This window comes from Pseudomonas nicosulfuronedens (assembly GCF_005877905.1).
In the GTDB taxonomy this organism is placed as follows: Bacteria; Pseudomonadota; Gammaproteobacteria; order Pseudomonadales; family Pseudomonadaceae; genus Pseudomonas; species Pseudomonas nicosulfuronedens.
Genome location: NZ_SWDV01000035.1, coordinates 53014 through 72497 on the forward strand (window position 1 = coordinate 53014; position 19484 = coordinate 72497).

At 64.3% G+C, this 19484-nt stretch carries 13 protein-coding genes and 1 pseudogene; 2 read left to right on the plus strand and 12 right to left on the minus strand.

All coding sequences use genetic code 11. From position 1 onward, the window contains the following. Nucleotides 1-72: 72 nt before the first annotated feature. The 6 genes and pseudogenes from FAS41_RS23285 to FAS41_RS23305 form a co-directional block, all read right to left on the minus strand. A complete protein-coding gene (locus FAS41_RS23285; protein ID WP_138525763.1) occupies nucleotides 73-879 on the minus strand; it encodes an OmpA family protein in 807 nt (268 codons plus the stop codon). 72 nt (nucleotides 880-951) lie between these two features. Then, nucleotides 952-4608, minus strand: a complete 3657-nt coding sequence (locus FAS41_RS23290) for a YadA family autotransporter adhesin (protein ID WP_246084928.1) — start codon at nucleotides 4606-4608, stop codon at nucleotides 952-954. A gap of 27 nt (nucleotides 4609-4635) precedes the next feature. Next, nucleotides 4636-5643, minus strand: a pseudogene (locus tag FAS41_RS31525) (ESPR-type extended signal peptide-containing protein); the annotation flags it as partial. A 771-nt stretch (nucleotides 5644-6414) separates the two neighbouring features. Continuing rightward, a complete protein-coding gene (locus FAS41_RS23295) occupies nucleotides 6415-7173 on the minus strand; it encodes a hypothetical protein (protein ID WP_138525765.1) in 759 nt (252 codons plus the stop codon). A 241-nt stretch (nucleotides 7174-7414) separates the two neighbouring features. Beyond that, entirely contained in the window at nucleotides 7415-9055 is a 1641-nt protein-coding gene (locus tag FAS41_RS23300; RefSeq protein ID WP_138525766.1) for a tetratricopeptide repeat protein, read from the minus strand. A 21-nt stretch (nucleotides 9056-9076) separates the two neighbouring features. Further along, nucleotides 9077-9964 (minus strand): hypothetical protein, encoded by an 888-nt coding sequence (locus FAS41_RS23305; RefSeq protein WP_138525767.1) that lies wholly within the window; start codon nucleotides 9962-9964, stop codon nucleotides 9077-9079. 353 nt (nucleotides 9965-10317) lie between these two features. Here FAS41_RS23305 and FAS41_RS23310 point away from each other — a divergent pair, with 353 nt between their 5' ends. Next, the gene (locus FAS41_RS23310) at nucleotides 10318-11361 is read left to right on the plus strand and encodes a TerC family protein (protein WP_138525768.1); all 1044 of its coding nucleotides are present in this window, start codon (nucleotides 10318-10320) and stop codon (nucleotides 11359-11361) included. Nucleotides 11362-11663: 302 nt separating this feature from the next. Here the strand turns inward: FAS41_RS23310 and FAS41_RS23320 are convergent, their stop codons facing one another. After that, the gene (locus FAS41_RS23320; protein ID WP_138525770.1) at nucleotides 11664-12893 is read right to left on the minus strand and encodes an acyl-CoA dehydrogenase; all 1230 of its coding nucleotides are present in this window, start codon (nucleotides 12891-12893) and stop codon (nucleotides 11664-11666) included. 167 nt (nucleotides 12894-13060) lie between these two features. Between FAS41_RS23320 and FAS41_RS23325 the strand changes: the two genes are divergently transcribed. Further along, nucleotides 13061-13993, plus strand: coding sequence for a LysR family transcriptional regulator (locus FAS41_RS23325; RefSeq protein ID WP_017518016.1), 933 nt, complete (start codon nucleotides 13061-13063; stop codon nucleotides 13991-13993). A gap of 262 nt (nucleotides 13994-14255) precedes the next feature. On the opposite strand, the gene FAS41_RS23330 is transcribed toward FAS41_RS23325, so the two are convergent. The 5 genes from FAS41_RS23330 to FAS41_RS31220 all read right to left on the minus strand — a co-directional run. Continuing rightward, nucleotides 14256-15383: an acyl-CoA dehydrogenase family protein gene (locus FAS41_RS23330; RefSeq protein WP_138525771.1), complete on the minus strand. Its 1128-nt coding sequence runs from the start codon at nucleotides 15381-15383 to the stop codon at nucleotides 14256-14258. A 10-nt stretch (nucleotides 15384-15393) separates the two neighbouring features. Further along, entirely contained in the window at nucleotides 15394-16584 is a 1191-nt protein-coding gene (locus tag FAS41_RS23335; protein ID WP_138525772.1) for an acetyl-CoA C-acyltransferase, read from the minus strand. Between the two features lie 8 nt (nucleotides 16585-16592). Further along, a complete protein-coding gene (locus tag FAS41_RS23340; RefSeq protein ID WP_138525773.1) occupies nucleotides 16593-17363 on the minus strand; it encodes a 3-hydroxyacyl-CoA dehydrogenase in 771 nt (256 codons plus the stop codon). A gap of 18 nt (nucleotides 17364-17381) precedes the next feature. Further along, nucleotides 17382-19046: an acyl-CoA synthetase gene (locus tag FAS41_RS23345; protein WP_138525774.1), complete on the minus strand. Its 1665-nt coding sequence runs from the start codon at nucleotides 19044-19046 to the stop codon at nucleotides 17382-17384. A 306-nt stretch (nucleotides 19047-19352) separates the two neighbouring features. Beyond that, on the minus strand, nucleotides 19353-19484 hold a 132-nt coding region (locus FAS41_RS31220), incomplete at its 5' end, for a hypothetical protein (protein ID WP_246084837.1).

Genomic DNA, 19484 nt, shown 5'->3' on the forward strand with positions numbered 1-19484 from the left:
TCGGCGCTTCGATCCATGGGGTACGGTGGGAAGTCGGCGACGACAGCCTTGCGCTGCCGCCGCCGAGCAGGGTTATTGCTGAGTGCTCTGGATGGCGATGGTGGTGCGGCGGTTGGGGGCCAGGCAGTCGATGACCGCGGCGGTCTTCGGCCCCGGGCAGCTCACCAGTGGCTCGGCAGGGCCGCGTCCATCGACGGTGATGATCGAACCCGGTACGCCACGCGACTCGAAGTAATCGCGTACCGCATTGGCACGACGCAGCGACAGGGCGTTGTTGCTCGCGGCGCTACCGATACGGTCGGTGTAGCCGACGATGTCGATGGACTGCACCTGTACCCGGCTCATCTTCGCTACCACGTCGTCCAGGGCGGCGATGCCCAACGGACGCAGGGTTGCACTGCCAAAGCCAAAGGTGGCATCAGCAGACAAGGTGATGTGTTGTACCTGCTTGTTGTCCGGCTTCTGCTCGACCACGGCCGGCGCCATGCAGTCGGTGGGCAGGAAGTGGAAGGACTGGGCGAGCATGTCCTTGTCGAACAGCACCTTGTACTGGCAGACCTTGTCCGGCTGGCCGTTGGGCTGACGGAACTTGAGGATGTAGTCCCACTCGCGGACGAAGAACATGCCTTCGCTGAACTGCGGATGGCCAATGAGCTCCATCACTTGTTTCTTGGTCATGCCCGGGCCGATCTTGCCCAGGTTTTCCAGGTTGACGTAATAGCCCTCGGGCATGGACGCACTGGTCATGGCGGGGAAGATCGGATCGGCGGTCTTGCCGGCATCGTCGACCTTGCTGACGGTGCCGCAGGCGCTGACCAGGGCGACCGCAGCGGCGGCCACCGCCAGGCGCAGGCCGGTGCGGAAATATTGCTTGTTCATGTTGAGTAACCTCTGAATTCTGTCCAGGAAGGGCCCGGCTTGCGCCGGACCCTTGTCCTCAGGAGTGGCGGCTTACCACTGGTAGCCCACGCCGACCGACACGCCGAACTCGCCTTGCGTGTCCGTGTTGGCGGACAGCTTGGTGACCCACTTGCCGTTGTCGGAGATGCGCGACACACCGATAGCCAGGGCTTGCTGACCGCGGTAGTTGCCGGCACCGACCGAGGCCATGCTGGCCCCCGGCACGTACGGCTGTGGCAGGGTGGCAGCAGCCAGGGCTCCGGCGATACCGGCGCTGAGGATGTCGTCCTGCTTGTTCAGGTCGTGCTTCAGGTCGCTGTAGACCTGGTTGATGCTGTTGTTGATGTCACCAGTGGCCTTGTTCAGCTGAGCCAGGTTCACCGCGTCGGTATCGGCGGTGCCCGCCGCGACATGGGTAATCTGACGCTCAGCACCGGCGCTGCCGACCGACACACTGTTGTCACGATCAGTCGCCGAGTTGGCGCCAATGGCCACCGAGTTGTTGTGGGTTGCCTTGGCGTTGCTGCCAATGGCCGTGCTGTTGTCAGCCGAGGCCACTGCACCGGCGCCGCCGGCTGTGGAGTCCTTGCCAGTCGGCTTGGGCTTGGGCAGGTTGCTGGTGTTGTTCACCTGGAACATGCCGTCCTTGCCTTCGGTGACATTGTTGACCGTGGTGTTGGTCTGGTTGAGCTGCGCCATGTTCACCGCATCGCTGTCGTTCACACCGGCCGCGACGTTGGTGATGGTGGTACCGCCCTGCTTGGTCTCCGAGTTGTAGGTATCGCCGTTGAGCGTCACGCTGTTGTGGGTGCTGTTGTCGTAGCTCACCGCGTTGGCGGTGGCCGAGCCAATGGCGCCCTTGAGCTGCGCTACGTTGACCGCGTCGCTGTCAGCGCTGCCGGCGGCTACGCCGGTGATCTGACGGAAGATGCCGTTGTCGGCATCGCCCACGCTGACCGCGCCACGCGTGCTGGTAGTCGCGTCGATTGCATCCACCTGTTCGGCGCTGGCACTGGCCGGGGTGTATCCCTTCACACCCGCTTCCACGCTGGCCACCGAGTCGCTGCCCAGGGCCACGCCACCATCGGTCGAAGCCTTGGCGTTCACACCGGCCGCCAGGGAGTTGTTCCCGGTGGCACCGTCGTTGGCGAAGTTGCCGCCCTGCACACCACCATCGTTGACGCTGTAGTAGTGGGTCTTGGACGCCGCGACAGTGTCGTTGAGCTGGTCGACGTTGACCGCATCGGTGCCTTTCTCGCCCGCCGCCACATTGCTGATGGTGGTGCCAGCGTCGCCGCCAGCCAGGGTGATGTGGTTGTAGTTCACCGTCCCATCGCTGTTGACGTCGTACTTCACCGAGCCTTTGTCCAGCACATCGATGTTGTTGTTGATGCTATCGATGGCGCTGTTGGTGGCGAACAGTTGCGAGCCGTTCACCGCGTCGGTGCTGTCCGCGCTCAGGCGGCCGGCGGCGACGTTGGTGATGGTGCGTTCCTTGCCCTTGCTACCCACACTCACGGTGCTCAGCGGATCGAAGCCGGCGAAGTTGTAGGTAGTGCCCGCAATAGTCGTGCTGGCAGTGCCCACAGCCGCGTCGGTCACCGAGTCTGCACCCAGTGCCACGTCATCCTTGTTGTTGGCCTTGGCCTCACGACCCAGTGCCAGGCTGCTTTCGCCGATGGAGGTGGCGTTGTAGCCCACCGCCGTGCTGCCCTGGCCCTGCGCCGAGGAGTCAGCCAGGTCCAGACCGGTATCGTTGGTGCGGACATAGCGGATGCCACGGCCGTTGATCTCGGTGTACTCGGCGGTCTGGTCACCGGCGAAGTTGTTGATGGTGTTGCCCAGGTTGGTAACGTTGGTGTTGGTTTCGAACAGCTGCGAACCATTGATCGCGTCAGTGCTGTCGGCCGATACATCGCCCGCCGCCACGTTGGTGATCTTGGTGCCGTTGTCACCGCCCGCCAGGGTGACGCTGTCGTAATTGACGGTGCCGTCCGGGTTGACGTCGTACTTGACCGCGCCCTTGTCCAGGTTGTCGACGTTGATGTTCAGGTTGTCGATGGCCTGGTTGGAAGCGAACAGCTGCGAGCCGTTCACCGCGTCGGTGCTGTCCGCGCTCAGGCGGCCGGCGGCGACGTTGGTGATGGTGCGCTCGTTGCCCACGCTGCCCACGGAAACGGTGCTGGTCGGTGCGGTACCGGCGAAGTTGTAGGTGGTGCCGGCAATGGTGGTACTGGCAGTGCCTACCGCTGCATCGGTCACCGAGCCTGCGCCCAGTGCCACGTCATTGGCGTTATAAGTCGTAGCACCATAGCCCATGGCAAGGCTGTTGCTACCCGTTGCCGAAGAATAATCACCTATCGCTGTAGAGTTCTTGTCAGCTGCATGAGCCATGACGCCAATGGCTGTGGACTGGTCCCCGGCGGCAAGCGTATTGTTACCGATCGCCGTGGAGGATAAGCCTTTGGCAGATGCGCCGGGGCCATTTGCAATAGCATTTTCACCGCTGGCGTTGGCCCAGGAGCCAATGGCAACGGAATTTCCACCGGTAGCCGTTACAGACGAACCCAGAGCCATATCACCTTCATTCTGGGTGAACGCGTTCGAACCAAAAGAAACCGCGAACTTGGCATTCGCCGTAGTGTGATTGCCCACGGCAATGGAGCTGGTATCGGCCGCGACGTTGTACGAACCAAGGCCTATACCGCCATTTTGGCTCGTATTGGCGATACCTATTGCAATGCTATTACCGCCAACTGCGGAAGAGCTGTCACCAATCGCAATTGAAGAAGTCCCCGATGCATTGGCACGAACCCCAGCTGCAATCGCATTGACACCCGTGGCCCCATCATTGTTGTAGTTCGCTCCTGTCGTACCGCCGTCATTCACGCTGTAATAATGCGCAGCATTGACGGTGGCATTCTTGAGCTGGGAAACGTTCACTGCATCGGTGTCAGCCGTACCCGCCGTCAGGCCAGTGATCTTGCCCGAGCCGCCGTCGTTGACGGTGACGTTTCCGAACTTCGGCGAGTCGGCCATCGAGACATTGAGGTTGCCTGAGGCATCCACATCCGTCTTGATGTTGTTGCCCGAGTAGGTGCCGGCGGTGCTACCCACGCCTTTGATGACCAGGGTTTCACCCAGCTTCTTGGTCACCGAGCCAGTGTTGCCGGCAAAGGTCAACGGGTTGGTGGTAGCGGAGGTCAATTGACTGACGTTCACCCCATCGGTACCGGCGGTGCCGGCGGCGACGTTGGTGATCTTCTTGCTGCCGGCGTCGATGCCGCTGGTGGTCACACTCGGGCCACCGGTGATGGTCAGGCCGGTGTTGTTGAGCAGCGAGTTGCCAACGGTCAGGCTGCCACTCGAGGACAGGTCCAGGTTCTTGTTCAGTTGCACACCCACGGTGCCAGCATCCTGCGCGCCACCAGCGGTAACAGTGACGTTGCTGTCGCCGTTGAAGGTGACCTTGCCCGTTGGGCCGATGTTGGCCTTGGTGCCGGTGCTGTCAGCTACGTTCCACCCGGAGGTGGCGAGATTTTCCACGGCCTTGAGCTGGGCTACGTTGGCCGCATCGGAGTCGTTGGTTCCGGCGGCCACGCTGGTGATCTGGCGGCTACCGATGTCCATGGCGGCGTTCTGGGCAACGGTGGCAGCAATAGCCGACTTGTCGGTGGAAGCGGCCTTACTCGGAGCATAACCTGCCATACCAGCTGCTACAGTGGCATTGGCATCGGAGCCAACAGCGACACCACCGGTGATACTGGCCTTAGCATTAGGCCCGATGGCCACAGCGTTGGAGAGTGTTGCGGAAGCACCAGCGCCGATGGAGGTGGAGCCGACACCCTGACTCAAGGCTCCGACGCCAATAGCGACGCCATTGTCGTTAACCGCGTTGGACGAACTACCGAGGGCCACGGCATTCCCGCCCTGTGCTAGCGAGCTGTCCCCCATGGCCAGGCTACCCGTGCCACTAGCATTGGCGCTGGCACCTGCCGCAAGCGCGTTATCGCCTGAGGCGACAGCCAGAGTCCCCATGGACAACGCTTGGCTACCGGAGGCAGTGGCGTTAGTTCCGACCGCCACGGTTCGGAAATTGGTGCTGACGGCGTTTGCACCAACAGCCGATGAATACTCACCACTTGCCAGGCCACCGGGCCCTAATGCCATCGACGTGTAGCCAGTACTGGTTGACCACGTACCAATCGCCGTTGAGTTTCCGCCCGTTGCCGAAGCATAGGCACCGAACGCATTGTCTCCTGCGCCAGCACCATAGGATTTAATGCCGAGTGCAACGGCTTGATAACCAGCAATGGACGATGTGCCAACAGCAATAGCATCTGTCCCCGGAGCAGCTGCCTCATAACCGATGGCAACTGCAGCATCTCCCGATGCGTGAGCTCCTGGTCCGAATGCATTCGAGAAAGTACCCGTAGCAGAGGAGTTAAGCCCCACGCTGGTTGAGTTACCACCGGTTGCATTCGCGCCGTATCCAACAGCCGTTGAACCAGCATTGCCTCCATCATTGCCACCGCCAGCCGAATAGGCCTGTGCCTCTCCTGCTATCCCCCCCGCCAGCGCCAGAGCAGTCAGACTGCCCGACAGCACCTTGAGGCGACGCGAGCCCGACTTGCCCTTGCCCTTGGCTGTTGCGAACTCACACGCAACCACCCAGGCATTGAGGGTCGCGCTCCAGACGAGACGATAAATCTTGTTCACGATAAAGCTCCTGTCGGCCCACACGGGCCGGTTGAATGACCCGAGTGGTTAGCGGGATGCGGTGTGCAGCGCGGCGCTGGCCGCAGCGGAGCGAGCGCCCGCCGGCTGCTGGAAAAAGGGGGATGGGTGCGCCACGTCCCAGGCCGGCACGGAGTGCGCACGGGAACAGCCGACGACGCGTGCAGACGGCACGAACGCCTTTGTTGGCGTAGCTGCGGCGCGAGTGACCAAGCCGAAACCGAGGTGGTCAGGGGGCAACCTGGACAGGCCGTCCTGCGGGGATTTCGAGAGGTCTTGCAGAGCATTCATGGCGTTGTCAGCACAGGTTTTTCGATGTGCCAACGGTAAAAAAACGCCGATTTCCAGATAATCAGGACTCCCACTAACCCCTGTAGGAGACTTCTGATAATGGGCCGCACAAGGTCACCTGGCACCAACGTCACAGATCCAGGAGGCCGTCGAATTTCCTGCCACCCAGGTCAGCTTTTGTTGAATTTGCCCCACTCCTCAGACTGCGACTGACATGCTTTTCCTAGGGGTACGTCTGACAAGTCAGGCACCGGAGTCAACAGCGAAACGCCGTCGTCTTCATCTTCCGTTGTGCGCGAGCCGGGACCAGAACATCGGTGGCAACCACCCTGTTTCCGCAAGCGATGGGCACCCTGACCAGGCCACTGGCGGAGCATAAAAAAGCCCGGCTACTGGGCCGGGCCTGGTTGCTTCCATTGGGAGCCGGCCCCCACAACGGCCGCTTGGGAAGAAAGGTGAGCCGATGTCCTCCGGGCTCATCCACGATCAGCGAAAGGCCCCATCCTGCCGGCCCAGTGCCTGTTCCAGGAGGGGGCGTTCGATGGATGCGGCGGCGCGGGCAAGGGCCTGCTGGTAGAGCCTCTGCGCGGCTGCCGAATCCCGCTGTACGTACTGTTGCCAGAGGCCGGCAAAGTACCCCGTTTCGGCGAGGCGGTCATTCAGGGCCGACTCGCTGCCACCCATGGCCTGGGCGACGTCCATGGCCTGCTCGATGCTCGCCTTGCCGGCGTAGAGGTCGAAGAGGCGCTGGTGCAGCAGGTCGTTGCCACGCAGCCCTTCTGCCTGGGTCGCCAGTTGCTTGCGCAGGTCAGCCGAATCACCGGTCCAGGTCCTCGCCGTAAGTGCCAACAGCGACAGTTGGGCGTAAGCCGCGTCACGGGCGCTACCGGTGCTGGCGATGGCGCCGAAGGCCTTGCGGGCGTCGTTGTAGTGGCCGAGCGCAACCAGGTTGACCGCCGAGGGCACGGCACTTTCGGCAGCCAGTTCCGTGCCCTGCAGGGCGTCGTACCAGGCACGCGCACGCTGGTGTTCGCCGGCGCCGTCATCCGCCAATGCCTGGGTGAAGACGCTGCGCAGTTGATCCGGCCGCAGGTGCGGGGTATCGCCTGCCCAGGCGACCGAGGACAGGTAGAGGAGGAACAGCCCGACGGCCACGGCATAGCCCAGCCAACGGAGCCAGCGACGTGGCTTGGCCCTGGGATACAGACGGATGGGGTTGGGTTCGGAAAAAAGTGGTTGCTTCATGACACGTTGTCTCGTGGTGGAGTGGATGGCCTTCACGCCATGAAGGGCAGCAGTGACTCGTGGCCGCTGCTTGCCGGATGACACGCAGGCGAGTCCTGGGCGCCATCATTCAGGTTCAGCCTGCGATTGAGCGGCGAGTCCGGTAAGCGGCTGGCGTGAGGTTTGGTGCGTCCGCTCCCAGGGTGCGGGATGGGATGGACGCGTCGAGCGGTGAACAGAAGAGACCGCGTCCCCGCCTCGGTCAGCTGCGGTGCCGATGCTTGGCATCGACCTGGCTCACCAGGTGCCGCCGCAGTTGCTGGATGACCGGGCTCCAGTCGCCCAACTGGTTCTGGCGAAGGATGCGCACGGAGTCGTACCAGGGGCTGCGCTGTGTATCGCAACGCCAGAGGTAGGACCCGACCTTGTCCAGCAGCAACAGGGTTGGCGCTCCCAGCGCTGCGGCCAGGTGCGCCGTCGAGGTGCAGGTGCTGACCACGGCGTCGACCGCCTTGAGGAGCTCGGCGGTGTCGGCGAAGCTGCCCAGGGATGCGCTCTGGTCGACGATGGGCAGGCCGCTGGCCGCCAGCTCGCTGACCAGTTCAGCCATGTCCGGGTTTACCGAGTGGAACAGCACGCCCTCCTGTGCGAGCAGCTCCAGCAGGCTTGACCTGCCCAACGAACGAACATCATTGCGCACCTGTTGCGGGTTGCCGGTCCAGGCAAGGGCGATGTGCAGTCGGGGGTCTCGCTTGAGGCGACGCCGCCACTTGCTGACGCCCTGGGGGGAGGCTTTCAGGTAGGGACTGCCGGACACGTCGGCTTCGGTAATGCCAAAGTCCGCGCAGGCGCTCATCAGCGGCAGGTGGTAATCGGTCGCCCGCAGGTGATCCACGTTCAGCTCGACATCCTCGGGAATGAGCGGGCGGAACAGCTTCTCCAGGGGACCGAAACAGCCAAACACCAGCTTGCCGCCCTGCTCCCGCACGACCTGTGCGAAGCGAGGCAGGAAGCGGACGAGCAGGATGGCGTCACCGTAGCCCTGCTCCAGCCAGATGCCCAGGGTCTTGCCGGCCAGCGATTCACCACGCCAGCGCGGTACGCCGAGCAATCGCTCGCGCGCCTCCTGCTGGGCGCCCAGTTGGGGAATGGCGGCAAAGCGCGCATCCATGTCGGCCCACCCGGCTTGCCAATCGCCCAGGCGCAGTTCCAGTTCTGCCATGGGCAGCCGCAGGCGGTCGTCGGTGGGACGGCGGGCAAGGAATTCACGCGCCGTTTGCAGCGCTTCGGGGAATCGGCAGCAATCGACCAATGCCAGTACCAGGTTGCTCGGCGCATGCTCGTGGCCAGGCTCCAGCGCAAGGGCCTGGCGCGCCGCTTCCACCGCCGCTTCGGGCTGATACTGCCGGCGCAAGGCAATGCTCAGGTTGGAATAGGCATCGGCGCAGGCGGGTTGCCATTCGAGCCTCTGCCGGCAGATGCGCTCCGCTTCGCTCCATTGCCTGGCCGCGAGGCAGGCAGCGGAAAAGCAGACGGCGAACTCTGCCCTGGACGGTGGCGACAATTCCCACGCCCGCTCCAGGGCAGGATGGGCATCAGCTGACTCCGCGTTGCCCACCAGCAGGTTACGGCCCAGGTGGAACCAGCCATGCGCCTGCTCGGGAAAGCGTTCGGTGGCGCGGCGTGCCAGCCCCAGGGCGATGGGTTGGAGATGGGCATCCCCTGCCAGTTGGTCCAATACCTCCATGGCCTCGTCGGCGGCCAGCAGGTTGAATGCTTCCAGCATGCGGGCAAACAGGGCCCAGGCTTGCTGGCAGCTCACCGGTTGCGCCTGCAGTTCGCGCGCGTGCTGCACGGCAGCGGCGAGGTCGAGCAGTACCGGGCTATGGGTCAATACCGTCATGATGATGCTCTCCTTGTCCGCTTACTGCTTCGCCGCACTCAGGAGCTGGGCAACTTCAGGTTGGAAGTAGGCTGCGCGCAGGCGATAGTCCCGGCCGAGCAATTGCCCTTTGCCGTACCAGAGCACGCCGTTCTGGGTCAGGACCAGGCCCTGGTCGACGGCGTAGTCGAAATGGACGCCGGCGTTGCTGGTGAAATCCAGGCGGCCATTCTGAAGCCCGACCATCTGGTAACTGGCGTCGGCCGGTGGCAGCTTCGCTGGCACTCGGGCGAGGTAGGTCGGCGCCAGGCGGCTGAACAGATCGCGCGCGCGCTCGCGGTACTCGGCCAGACTCTGCCCCGGAGTGCGCTGCAGGTTCTCGGCAATGAGCGCGAAGATGTCGGCGTTCGCCCGCGCCTGAGCAACCTTGATCGGCAGCACGCTCGCCAGCGCCCGCTCATCCAGCTGCGGCTGGGCCGGGGTCTTCTCGGCGGCCTTTTCCCCAGTGGCTGGCGCTGGCTTGAGGAACGCCCTGGCATCCACGGCCATCAGCACACTGGTTGCCTGGTAGGCCGCGCAGGCTGTGGCCTGGGCAGCGCGGTCTCGATTGACCAGCAGCGCCGTCGCATCCTGGCTCTGCCGAGGAATACGGGAGACGTCGATGCCCATCTGCGTCAGTTGGGTGTTGACCTGCTCCTGGGACAATTGGCCTCGGGCCATGCCGCAGATCTGCGGCATGAACTGCTCGGTACGCTTGCCCTGAAAGGTGGGAGCCAGGGACATCACCGCATCCTCGATAATGGGCAGTGCAGGCACACTGACCCAGTTCAGCGGAGATGCCGCCTTGGCCTGTGACTGTTGTGCGGGAAACTCGCAGCCGACAAGGCTGCTGCCGATAAGCAATGCGGCGGCGAGGGTTTTCAGTTTCATGATTGCACCTTGGGGAAAGAGGAGCCTTGGGACGCCGAGTACAGGCGCTCGGCCATTGGGTGGCGCCATGCTATGGCCCCTCTGTCCCCTGCACGCTCATCGAACCCTGAGAGGAATGTAGGAATATTCCCAACAAACTTTCAGGTAGCCTCGGGCGCTGGTTCGTCCATGAACTAGACTTTCCCTGAGTCGGAACGGCATCTCCGTCGACGATGTAGGAACTTGTTACGTTCCATCGCTTGCCTGGGCCATCCGCTCTGCTATTTTCCCGCCAGTGACGCCGGGCCCCTCTGACGGTTGCCAACCGCCATGTCGGAGTCACTTTTCGACAACGACACTAAGGGAGGGGCCACATGACAGCTCTGCACGCCTTTTTGACCGAACCATTCCTCGGAACCGCCACCTGGTTCTGGCTGGCCTTCCTGGCCATCGTGATTCTTCTGCTCGTACTCGACCTGGGCGTCCTGCAACGCGATCACCATGAGATCGGCGTGCGCGAGAGCCTGATGCTTTCCGCCGGCTACTTCGCCTGCGGCCTGGCCTTCGGTGGCTGGGTCTGGTACGAGTTCGGCGCCACCAGCGCGGTGGAGTACTACACCGGTTTCCTCGTCGAGCAGTCGCTGTCCATGGACAACGTGTTCGTCATGGCGATGATCTTCGGCTTCTTCGGCATTCCCCGCCGCTACCAGCACCAGGTCCTGTTCTGGGGCATCCTCGGCGCCATCGTGATGCGCGCGCTGATGATCGGCCTGGGCGCGGCGCTGGTGAAGGAATTCGAATGGATCATGTACGTGTTCGGCGCCTTCCTGCTGTTCAGCGGCGTGAAGATGCTGCTGGCCAAGCATGAAGCCGAGCCGGACCTGGCCAACAACCCGGTGCTGAAGTTCCTGCGCAGGCACATCCGCATGACCGACACCCTTCACGAGCACCACTTCTTCGTCAGGAAGCCGGACGCCTCGGGCAAGCTGGTGCGCTACGCCACTCCGCTGTTCCTGGCGCTGATCCTGATCGAACTGGCCGACCTGGTGTTCGCCGTGGACAGCGTGCCGGCGATCTTCGCCATCACCCAGGACCCATTCATCGTCTACACCTCGAACATCTTCGCCATCCTCGGCCTGCGCGCCCTGTACTTCTCGCTGGCGGCGATGATCCACCGCTTCGTCTACCTGAAGTACGCCCTGGCGCTGGTGCTGGTGTTCATCGGCACGAAGATTTTCCTGCATGGATTCATCGGCAAGGTTCCCGCGGCCCTGTCCCTTGGCGTAACCTTCGGACTTTTGACGGGTGGCATACTGCTATCTTTGCTCAAGACCCGCAGAACCAGCGAGGAGCCGCTGGAAATCGTCAGCCAGGAGAGGATCCATGCAAGCGCTGGAGGTGAGGATCGAAGCCGTTGAGTTTCGCGGCCGGGCCTATTGGCAGGTCCGACTCGGTCGTCGCGCGCTGCGTTTCCCCCATGAGGCTGCCGCGCGTGCCTTCGCCGCCCAGTTGCACACGCGACGGGAGTGGCTGATCGAGCAGCGGTCCATGACCGATGGACCGGAGCCCTCTCCCACGCCATGAATGAACAAGGCCAGCGCAAGCTGGCTTTGTTCTTTGGAAACGACTGTTCGCGAGCAAGCTCGCTCCTACGAAAAAAGCCACTCCCCACCCAATAAAAAGGCCCGCATCAGCGGGCCTTTTTATTGGGGACTAGCGATCAGCGGCTGCTACGCAGCGCGTCCTTGGGCACGTACTTGCCGATCTCGTATTTGCCGATAGCTGCGCGGTGCACCTCGTCCGGGCCGTCGGCCAGGCGCAGGGTGCGCTGCATGGCGTACCAGTAGGCCAGCGGGAAATCGTTGGAGACACCGGCGCCGCCGTGCATCTGGATGGCGCGGTCGATCACCTGCAGGGCGACGTTGGGCGCCACGACCTTGATCTGGGCAATCTCGCTCTGGGCAAACTTGTTGCCGGCCTTGTCCATCATGTATGCGGCATTGAGGGTCAGCAGGCGTGCCTGGTTGATCTCGATGCGCGAGTTGGCGATGTGGTCGATGTTGCCACCCAGGCGCGCCAGCGGCTTGCCGAAGGCGGTGCGGCTGACGGAGCGCTTGCACATCAGTTCCAGCGCGCGTTCGGCCATACCGATGGAGCGCATGCAGTGGTGGATGCGGCCTGGGCCGAGGCGGCCCTGGGCGATCTCGAAGCCGCGGCCTTCACCCAGCAGCACGTTCTCGTAGGGCACGCGAACGTTCTCGAAGAGCACTTCGGCGTGGCCGTGCGGGGCGTCGTCGTAGCCGAATACCGGCAGCGGGCGAAGGATTTTCACGCCGGGGGCGTCGGTGGGCACCAGGATCATCGAGTGCTGCTGGTGGCGCGGCGCGTCCGGGTTGGTCAGGCCCATGAAGATCATGATCTTGCAGCGCGGGTCGCAGGCGCCGGAGGTCCACCACTTGCGGCCGTTGATGACCCATTCGTCACCATCACGCACCGCGTTGGCTTCCATGTTGGTCGCATCGGACGAAGCCACGCCCGGCTCGGTCATGGCGAAGGCGGAGCGAATCTCGCCACGCAGCAGCGGCTCCAGCCAGGTGCGCTTGTGCTCTTCGCTGCCATAGCGCACCAGCACTTCCATGTTGCCGGTATCGGGTGCGGCGCAGTTGAACGGCTCGGAGCCGATCAGCGAGCGGCCCATGATCTCGGCCAGCGGCGCGTATTCCATGTTGGTCAAGCCGGCGCCCAGTTCCGACTCGGGCAGGAACAGGTTCCACAGGCCTTCGGCCTTGGCCTTGGCCTTGAGGTCTTCCATGATTTGCGTGGGCTGCCAGCGGTCACCCTGGGCCACTTGCTCCTCGAACACCTTCTCGGCGGGATAGACGTTGGCTTCCATGAACGCGGTAAGGCGCTCACGCAGGTCCTGAACCTTGGCGGAATAAGCGAAATCCATGGGGGCTAACCTTCTGGCGGCGGTTGTTTGTGTGGTGATGATGCTAGAACAGCCAAGGGCATTTACCCAGCCTATTATCCGAATCAATGAACATTCATAACCCGTATGGACCTGAGCGCAGGTTCGGGTATGATCGGGCCAAAACAATGACAAGCGGGAGCCCTGGAATGAACCTCAGCAAGGTCGATCTGAACCTGTTCATCGTCTTCGACGCGATCTACACCGAAGCCAATCTGACCCGCGCCGGACAGATTGTCGGCATTACCCAGCCCGCCGTTTCCAACGCCCTCGCCCGCCTGCGTGAAACCTTCAACGACCCGCTGTTCGTGCGCACCGCCCAGGGCATGGTGCCCACGCCGATGGCGCAGAACATCATCGGCCCGGTGCGCAACGCGCTGCAGCTGCTGCGGGTCTCGGTGCAGGAGAGCCGCACCTTTACGCCAACCCAGGCGAGCAAGACCTACCGCATCAGCATGACCGACCTCACCGAGGCCATCGTCCTGCCGCCGCTGTTCCAGCGCCTGCGCCGTCTGGCGCCGAACGTGCACATCGAAAGCTTCCTCTCCAAGCGCCGCGAGACCACCAAGGAACTGGCCGCCGGCCGCCTGGACTTCGCCGTGGATGCGCCGCTGAACACCGACCCGCAGGTGCGCCACGTCAAGCTGATGGAAGACCGCTACGTCTGCGCCATGCGCCAGGGTCACCCGCTGGCCAAGGACAAGGTGACGCTGGAGGAATACCTGTCGGTGGCGCATATCCAGATTTCCAGCCGCCGCAGTGGCCTGGGATACGTCGACCTGTCGCTAGGCAAGATGGGCCTGCAACGCAAGATCGCCCTGCGCTCGCAGCACTACCTGATGGCCTCCACCGTGGTGCAGCAGACCGACATGGTGGTCACCGTGCCCGAGCGCTTCGCCCGCCATCACGGCCTGCATTTCGTCGATCTGCCGGTGAACGACGTGCCCAAGCTGGAAACCCACCTGTACTGGCACGAAAGCACCGACCAGGACCCCGCCAACCGTTGGATGCGCGAGCAGATCATCGAGCTGTGCCAGCAGGTGACGGCGCGGGAAGCGCGCGAGGCGGCAGAGCGCGCCTGATGCTTCAGGCGATGCCCATTGATGGGTATCGCTTCGCTCCACGCCATCCTACGTTTCCTAAGATTGGATCGCGTGATGCGGCCGACCTGGTAGGAGCGAGCTTGCTCGCGAACCGCCCAGCCGCAGAATTGCCGGCGAGCATTGTTCGCGAGCAAGCTCGCTCCTACGAAAAACAATCCGTTCCGCCTGACAAGCCACCCGCAGACCCCGCCCTGCCGAAGTGCCTGTCCAACGAACAGGCCGGGGTCTGCCGGCGAACCCCTTACAGACTCCGTGCGATCACCAGCCGCTGCACGTCGCTGGTGCCTTCGTAGATCTGGCACACGCGCACGTCGCGGTAGATGCGTTCCACCGGGTAGTCCTGCAGATAGCCATAGCCACCGAGCGTCTGGATCGCTGCGGAGCACACGCGTTCGGCCATTTCCGAGGCGAACAGCTTGGCCATGGAGGCCTCGGTCAGGCACGGCAGGCCGGCTTCGCGCAGGCTGGCGGCGTGATGGACCATCTGCCGCGCCACGGCGATCTCGGTGGCCATGTCGCTCAGACGAAAAGCCACGGCCTGGTGCTGGATGATCGGCTTGCCGAAGGTCTCACGCTCGTGGGCATAGTCGCGGGCGTATTCGAACGCCGCGCGGGCCATGCCGACGGCTTGCGAGGCAATGCCGATACGCCCGCCTTCCAGGTTCGCCAGGGCGATGGCGTAGCCCTGCCCCTCCTCGCCCAACCGATAGCTCGCCGGAATACGCACGTCATCGAAGGCGATCTGGCAGGTATCGGAGGCGTGCTGGCCGAGCTTGTCCTCGACACGCACCACGCGGTAGCCGGGCGTGTCGGTGGGCACGATGAAAGCACTGATACCCTTCTTGCCGGCCGCGGCGTCGGTCACCGCGAAGACAATCACCAGGCCGGCATGCTGGCCGGAAGTGATGAACTGCTTGCTGCCGTTCAGCACGTAATGGTCGCCGTCGCGGCGCGCACGGGTCTTGAGGAAGCTGGCGTCGGAGCCGGCCTGCGGTTCGGTCAGCGCGAAGGCGCCGATCATCTCGCCACGGGCCAGAGGCACCAGGAACTGGCGCTTCTGCTCGTCGTTGCCGAACTTGGCGATGGGCATGCAGCCCACCGAGTTGTGCACGCTCATGATGGTCGAACAGGCGCCATCGCCGGCAGCGATCTCTTCCAGCGCCATGGCGTAGGCCAGGTGCCCGGTCTGTGCGCCACCCCACTGCTCCGCCACCAGCATGCCGAGGAAGCCGAGGTCGGCCATTTCCTTGATGGCCTCGGCCGGGAAGCGGTGCTCGCGGTCCCAGTCTGCGGCGAAGGGCTTCAGCCGCTCCTGGGCGAACTGGCGGGCAACGTCGCGAATCTGGAGGTCTTCTTCGCTGGGAATCATGATTCGCTCCTTAGGCCAGGCGCTCGACCGCGATGGCCGTGGCTTCGCCGCCACCGATGCACACCGAGGCCACGCCGCGCTTGAGGTCGTACTGTTTGAGTGCCGACAGCAGGGTCACGATGACCCGCGCGCCGGACGCGCCAATCGGGTGGCCGAGGGCACAGGCGCCGCCGTGAATGTTGAGCTTGTCGTGGGGGATATCCAGGTCGCGCATGGCGGCCATGGCGACCACGGCGAAGGCTTCGTTGACCTCGAACAGATCGACGTCGCCGATTGCCCAGCCGGTGCGTTGCATCAGGCGCTCAACTGCGCCCACCGGGGCGGTCGGGAACAGGTTCGGTGCATCGGCGAAGGACGAATGGCCACGGATCGCCGCCAGCGGCGTGAGGCCGCGCTTCTCTGCTTCGGACAGGCGCATCAGCACCAGCGCGGCGGCGCCGTCGGAGATGGAGCTGGCGTTGGCCGCCGTCACGGTGCCGCCTTCGCGGAACGCCGGCTTCAGGGTCGGGATCTTGTCCGGCTTCGCCTTCGGCGGCTGCTCGTCTTCGCTGATGGAGCGCAGTTCCTTGCCGGCCTTGGCCGTCACCGGGACGATCTCGTCGGCGAAGCGGCCTTCGCTCATGGCCTTCTGCGCGCGGGTCAGCGAGGTAATCGCGTAGTCATCCTGCTGCTCGCGGGTGAAGCCGTACTTCTCGGCGCAGTCCTCGGCAAAGGTGCCCATCAGGCGGCCCTTGTCGTAGGCGTCTTCGAGGCCGTCGAGGAACATGTGGTCGAGCACACGGCCGTGCCCCATGCGGTAGCCGCTGCGGGCGCGTTCCAGCAGGTACGGCGCGTTGGACATGCTCTCCATGCCGCCAGCCAGGGCGACGCGGGCGCTGCCGGCGAGGATGGCGTCGTGGGCCATCATCGCGGCCTTCATGCCCGAGCCGCACATCTTGTTCACCGTGGAGCACGGCGTGCCTCGCGCCAGACCAGCACCGAGCACCGCCTGGCGCGCGGGCGCCTGGCCCTGCCCGGCGGCGAGTACGCAACCAAGCACGGCTTCATCCACTTCTTCCGCACCCAGACGGGCGCGCTCGACGGCCGCGCGGATCGCGGCTGCGCCGAGGGTGGCGGCGGTGACGTCCTTGAAGTCGCCGAGGAAGCCGCCCATGGGAGTACGGGTGGCGCTGACGATGACGATGGGATCGTTCATGGCAATTCTCCTGCTTACTTCGCGGCCATGCGGATGGCGCCGTCGAGGCGGATCACCTCGCCGTTGAGCATGCTGTTCTCGATGATGTGGCGAGCCAGCGCGGCGTATTCGTCCGGGCGACCCAGGCGCGGCGGGAACGGCACGCTGGCGCCGAGGGAGTCGCGCACTTCCTGGGGCATGGCGGCCATCATCGGCGTCTCGAAGATGCCGGGGGCGATGGTCATCACGCGGATGCCCGAGCGCGCCAGTTCGCGGGCGATGGGCAGGGTCATGCCGACCACCGCGCTCTTGGAGGCGGAGTACGCGGCCTGGCCGATCTGCCCGTCGAAGGCGGCAACCGAGGCGGTATTGATGATGATGCCGCGTTCGCCGCCGGCGTCCGGCTCATTCTTCGCCATGGCTTCGGCGGCCAGGCGCAGCATGTTGAAGGTGCCGATCAGGTTGATGTTGATGGTACGGGCGAAGCTCTCCAGCCCGAGCACGCCGTTGCGGCCGAGGACTTTCTCGGCGGGCGCGACGCCCGCGCAGTTGGCCAGGCCATGCAGAGCGCCGAAAGCATCCAGGGCGAGTTGCACGGCGGCTTTGCCGTCCGCCTCGCTGCATACGTCGGTGCGGATGAAACGCGCGTTGGCCTCGCCCAGTTCGGCCGCCTGGGCCGCGCCGGCTTCGGCATTGATGTCGGCCAGTACTACCTTGGCGCCGGCGCTCACCAGCAGCTTCGCAGTGGCCGCGCCGAGGCCGGAACCGCCACCGGTGATGAGGAATACCTTGTTCTGGATCTGCATGGAGTCTCTCCGCTGGACTTAGTGAGCCGCCGCTTTCTCGGCCGCTTCGCGTTGCTTGGCGATCTCCTGGTTGCGCAGGAGGAAGCGCTGGATCTTGCCGCTGGGGGTCTTGGGCAGTTCGTCGACGAACTCCACTTCCCGCGGGTAGCTGTGCGCCGACAGTCGCTTGCGCACGTACTGTTGTAGTTCCTCGGCCAGCTCCGCGCCCGGTCGGTAGGACGAGCAGAGCACCACGAAGGCCTTCACCAACTCGGTGCGCTCCGGGTCCGGCTTGCCGATCACCGCCGCCTCGATCACCGCCGGGTGTTCTATCAGCGCGCTCTCCACGTCGAACGGGCCGACGCGGTAGCCGGAGGTGGTGATCAGGTCGTCAGCGCGGCCGACGAAGCTGATGCTGCCGTCGGCGTTCAACTCCACGGTATCGCCGCTCAGGTAGTAGTCGCCGACGAAGGACTTGGTCTCCATGCCCTGGTAGCCGGCAAACCACATCATCGGCGAACGCTTGCGATCCATGGCGAGGATGCCCGGCTGGCCGGCGGGCAGTTCGTTGCCCTGCTCGTCCAGCACCACCACGCGGTGGCCGGGAATGGAAAAGCCGGCGGCGCCCAGGTGCACCGGGTGCTGCAGCTCGTGGTGGTTGGCCAGCACCATGCCCAGCTCGGTCTGGCCGTAGTGGTCGTGGATGGTCACACCCAGCTCGCTGGCGAACCAGCGGATGACTTCCGGAGTCAACGGCTCACCGGCACTGCTCACCGCACGCAGGCGACCCCTGAGCGGTTTGGACACTGCCTCGCCAGCCGCGATCAGCAGGCGGTACGCGGTCGGCGAACCGGCCAGGTTGGTGATGCCGTACTTGTGCACGATGCGGCAGGTGCTCTCCACCGTGAACGCGCCTTCGTAGAAAGTGATCGGATGCCCCATGGCCAGCGGCCCGGTGACGCCGTAGTAGAGCCCGTAGGCCCAGCCCGGATCGGCGAGGTTCCAGAACGAGTCCTCCTCGCGCAGCCCCACGGCATCGCGCATGTAGCCGACGAAGGCGACGATGGCCTTCAGCGGCACGGCCAGCGGCTTGGCCAGCCCGGTGGTGCCGGAGGTGAACATCAGCAGGAAGGTGTCCTCGCCGCTGCGCAGTACCGGCTCGAAGTCCGGGGAGTGGCGTTCCAGTTCGGCCCAGAAGCTGTAGTCGCCATGGCGGATGCCCTGCCCCTTCGGCCCGCCGACAGTCACCCGCATGGGCGCGTCGGGCACCTCGTCGAGCTTGCCGCGGTTGGCGCCGTCGGTCACCACCACCTTGCTGCCGGCCAGCTTCACTCGGTGCTCGATGGCCTTCGGCCCGAAGGCGGTGAACAGCGGTTGATAGACCGCACCCAGGCGCCAGGTGCCGAGGACGGCGATCAGCAGTTCCGGGGTGCGCGGCAGCATGCCGGAGACCACGTCGCCAGGCCGCACGCCGAGGCTGTGCAGGAAGCTGGCGAAGCGGCCGGAGAGTTCCTTGAGCTGGGTGAAGGTGTAGGAAGCGCTGTCGCCGTCCTTGCCTTCCCAGAACAGCGCGATGCGGCCAGGCATGGCGTGGCGGTCGCAGCATTCGACACAGGCATTGAGGGCATCGAGGTTGCCGGCCAGGACGGCATCGGCGGTGGTGCGGTAGTCGAACTCGGCTGTGGCGGCGGTATGGGAACGCATCACTGGGGACTCCCGGTTTGTTCTTGTTGGAGTCCCCTGATGTTCCCGCCGCGCGGGGGCGCGGGCAATGTCGAAAGCCGCCAATCTGGATGAGCGGAATGGACAGCGGTTGTGCTACCGGGGCGTTCCCTACGCGGGCTGCCCTCTCCCTAACCCTCTCCCTGAAGGGAGAGGGGACTGTTCGGAGCGCTCTGATAGCACTGCGCTTGCCGGCGGACTACGCTCGTCGCATCACGCCGAATGGCTCCCTCTCCCTTCAGGGAGAGGGCTGGGGAGAGGGAAAAGCCCGAGCACCAACAGCAAGCATCAAACCCTGAATTGATCCATCAACCCCTGCTGATGGTTGGCCAGCTTGTTCAGCGACTGGCTGACCTGCGCCGACTCCTGCGCCTGGCTCGACAGCGATTCGGTCACATCACGGATGCCAGCGACGTTGCG

Coding starts and splice junctions, on each gene's coding strand:
- FAS41_RS23330 (WP_138525771.1), bottom strand. CDS start 15,383: ATGATTCCCAGCGAAGAAGACCTCCAGATTCGCGACGTTGCCCGCCAG.
- FAS41_RS23325 (WP_017518016.1), top strand. CDS start 13,061: ATGAACCTCAGCAAGGTCGATCTGAACCTGTTCATCGTCTTCGACGCG.
- FAS41_RS23310 (WP_138525768.1), top strand. CDS start 10,318: ATGACAGCTCTGCACGCCTTTTTGACCGAACCATTCCTCGGAACCGCC.
- FAS41_RS23320 (WP_138525770.1), bottom strand. CDS start 12,893: ATGGATTTCGCTTATTCCGCCAAGGTTCAGGACCTGCGTGAGCGCCTT.
- FAS41_RS23305 (WP_138525767.1), bottom strand. CDS start 9,964: ATGAAACTGAAAACCCTCGCCGCCGCATTGCTTATCGGCAGCAGCCTT.
- FAS41_RS23345 (WP_138525774.1), bottom strand. CDS start 19,046: ATGCGTTCCCATACCGCCGCCACAGCCGAGTTCGACTACCGCACCACC.
- FAS41_RS23300 (WP_138525766.1), bottom strand. CDS start 9,055: ATGACGGTATTGACCCATAGCCCGGTACTGCTCGACCTCGCCGCTGCC.
- FAS41_RS23285 (WP_138525763.1), bottom strand. CDS start 879: ATGAACAAGCAATATTTCCGCACCGGCCTGCGCCTGGCGGTGGCCGCC.
- FAS41_RS23340 (WP_138525773.1), bottom strand. CDS start 17,363: ATGCAGATCCAGAACAAGGTATTCCTCATCACCGGTGGCGGTTCCGGC.
- FAS41_RS23290 (WP_246084928.1), bottom strand. CDS start 4,608: ATGGCAGGTTATGCTCCGAGTAAGGCCGCTTCCACCGACAAGTCGGCT.
- FAS41_RS23295 (WP_138525765.1), bottom strand. CDS start 7,173: ATGAAGCAACCACTTTTTTCCGAACCCAACCCCATCCGTCTGTATCCC.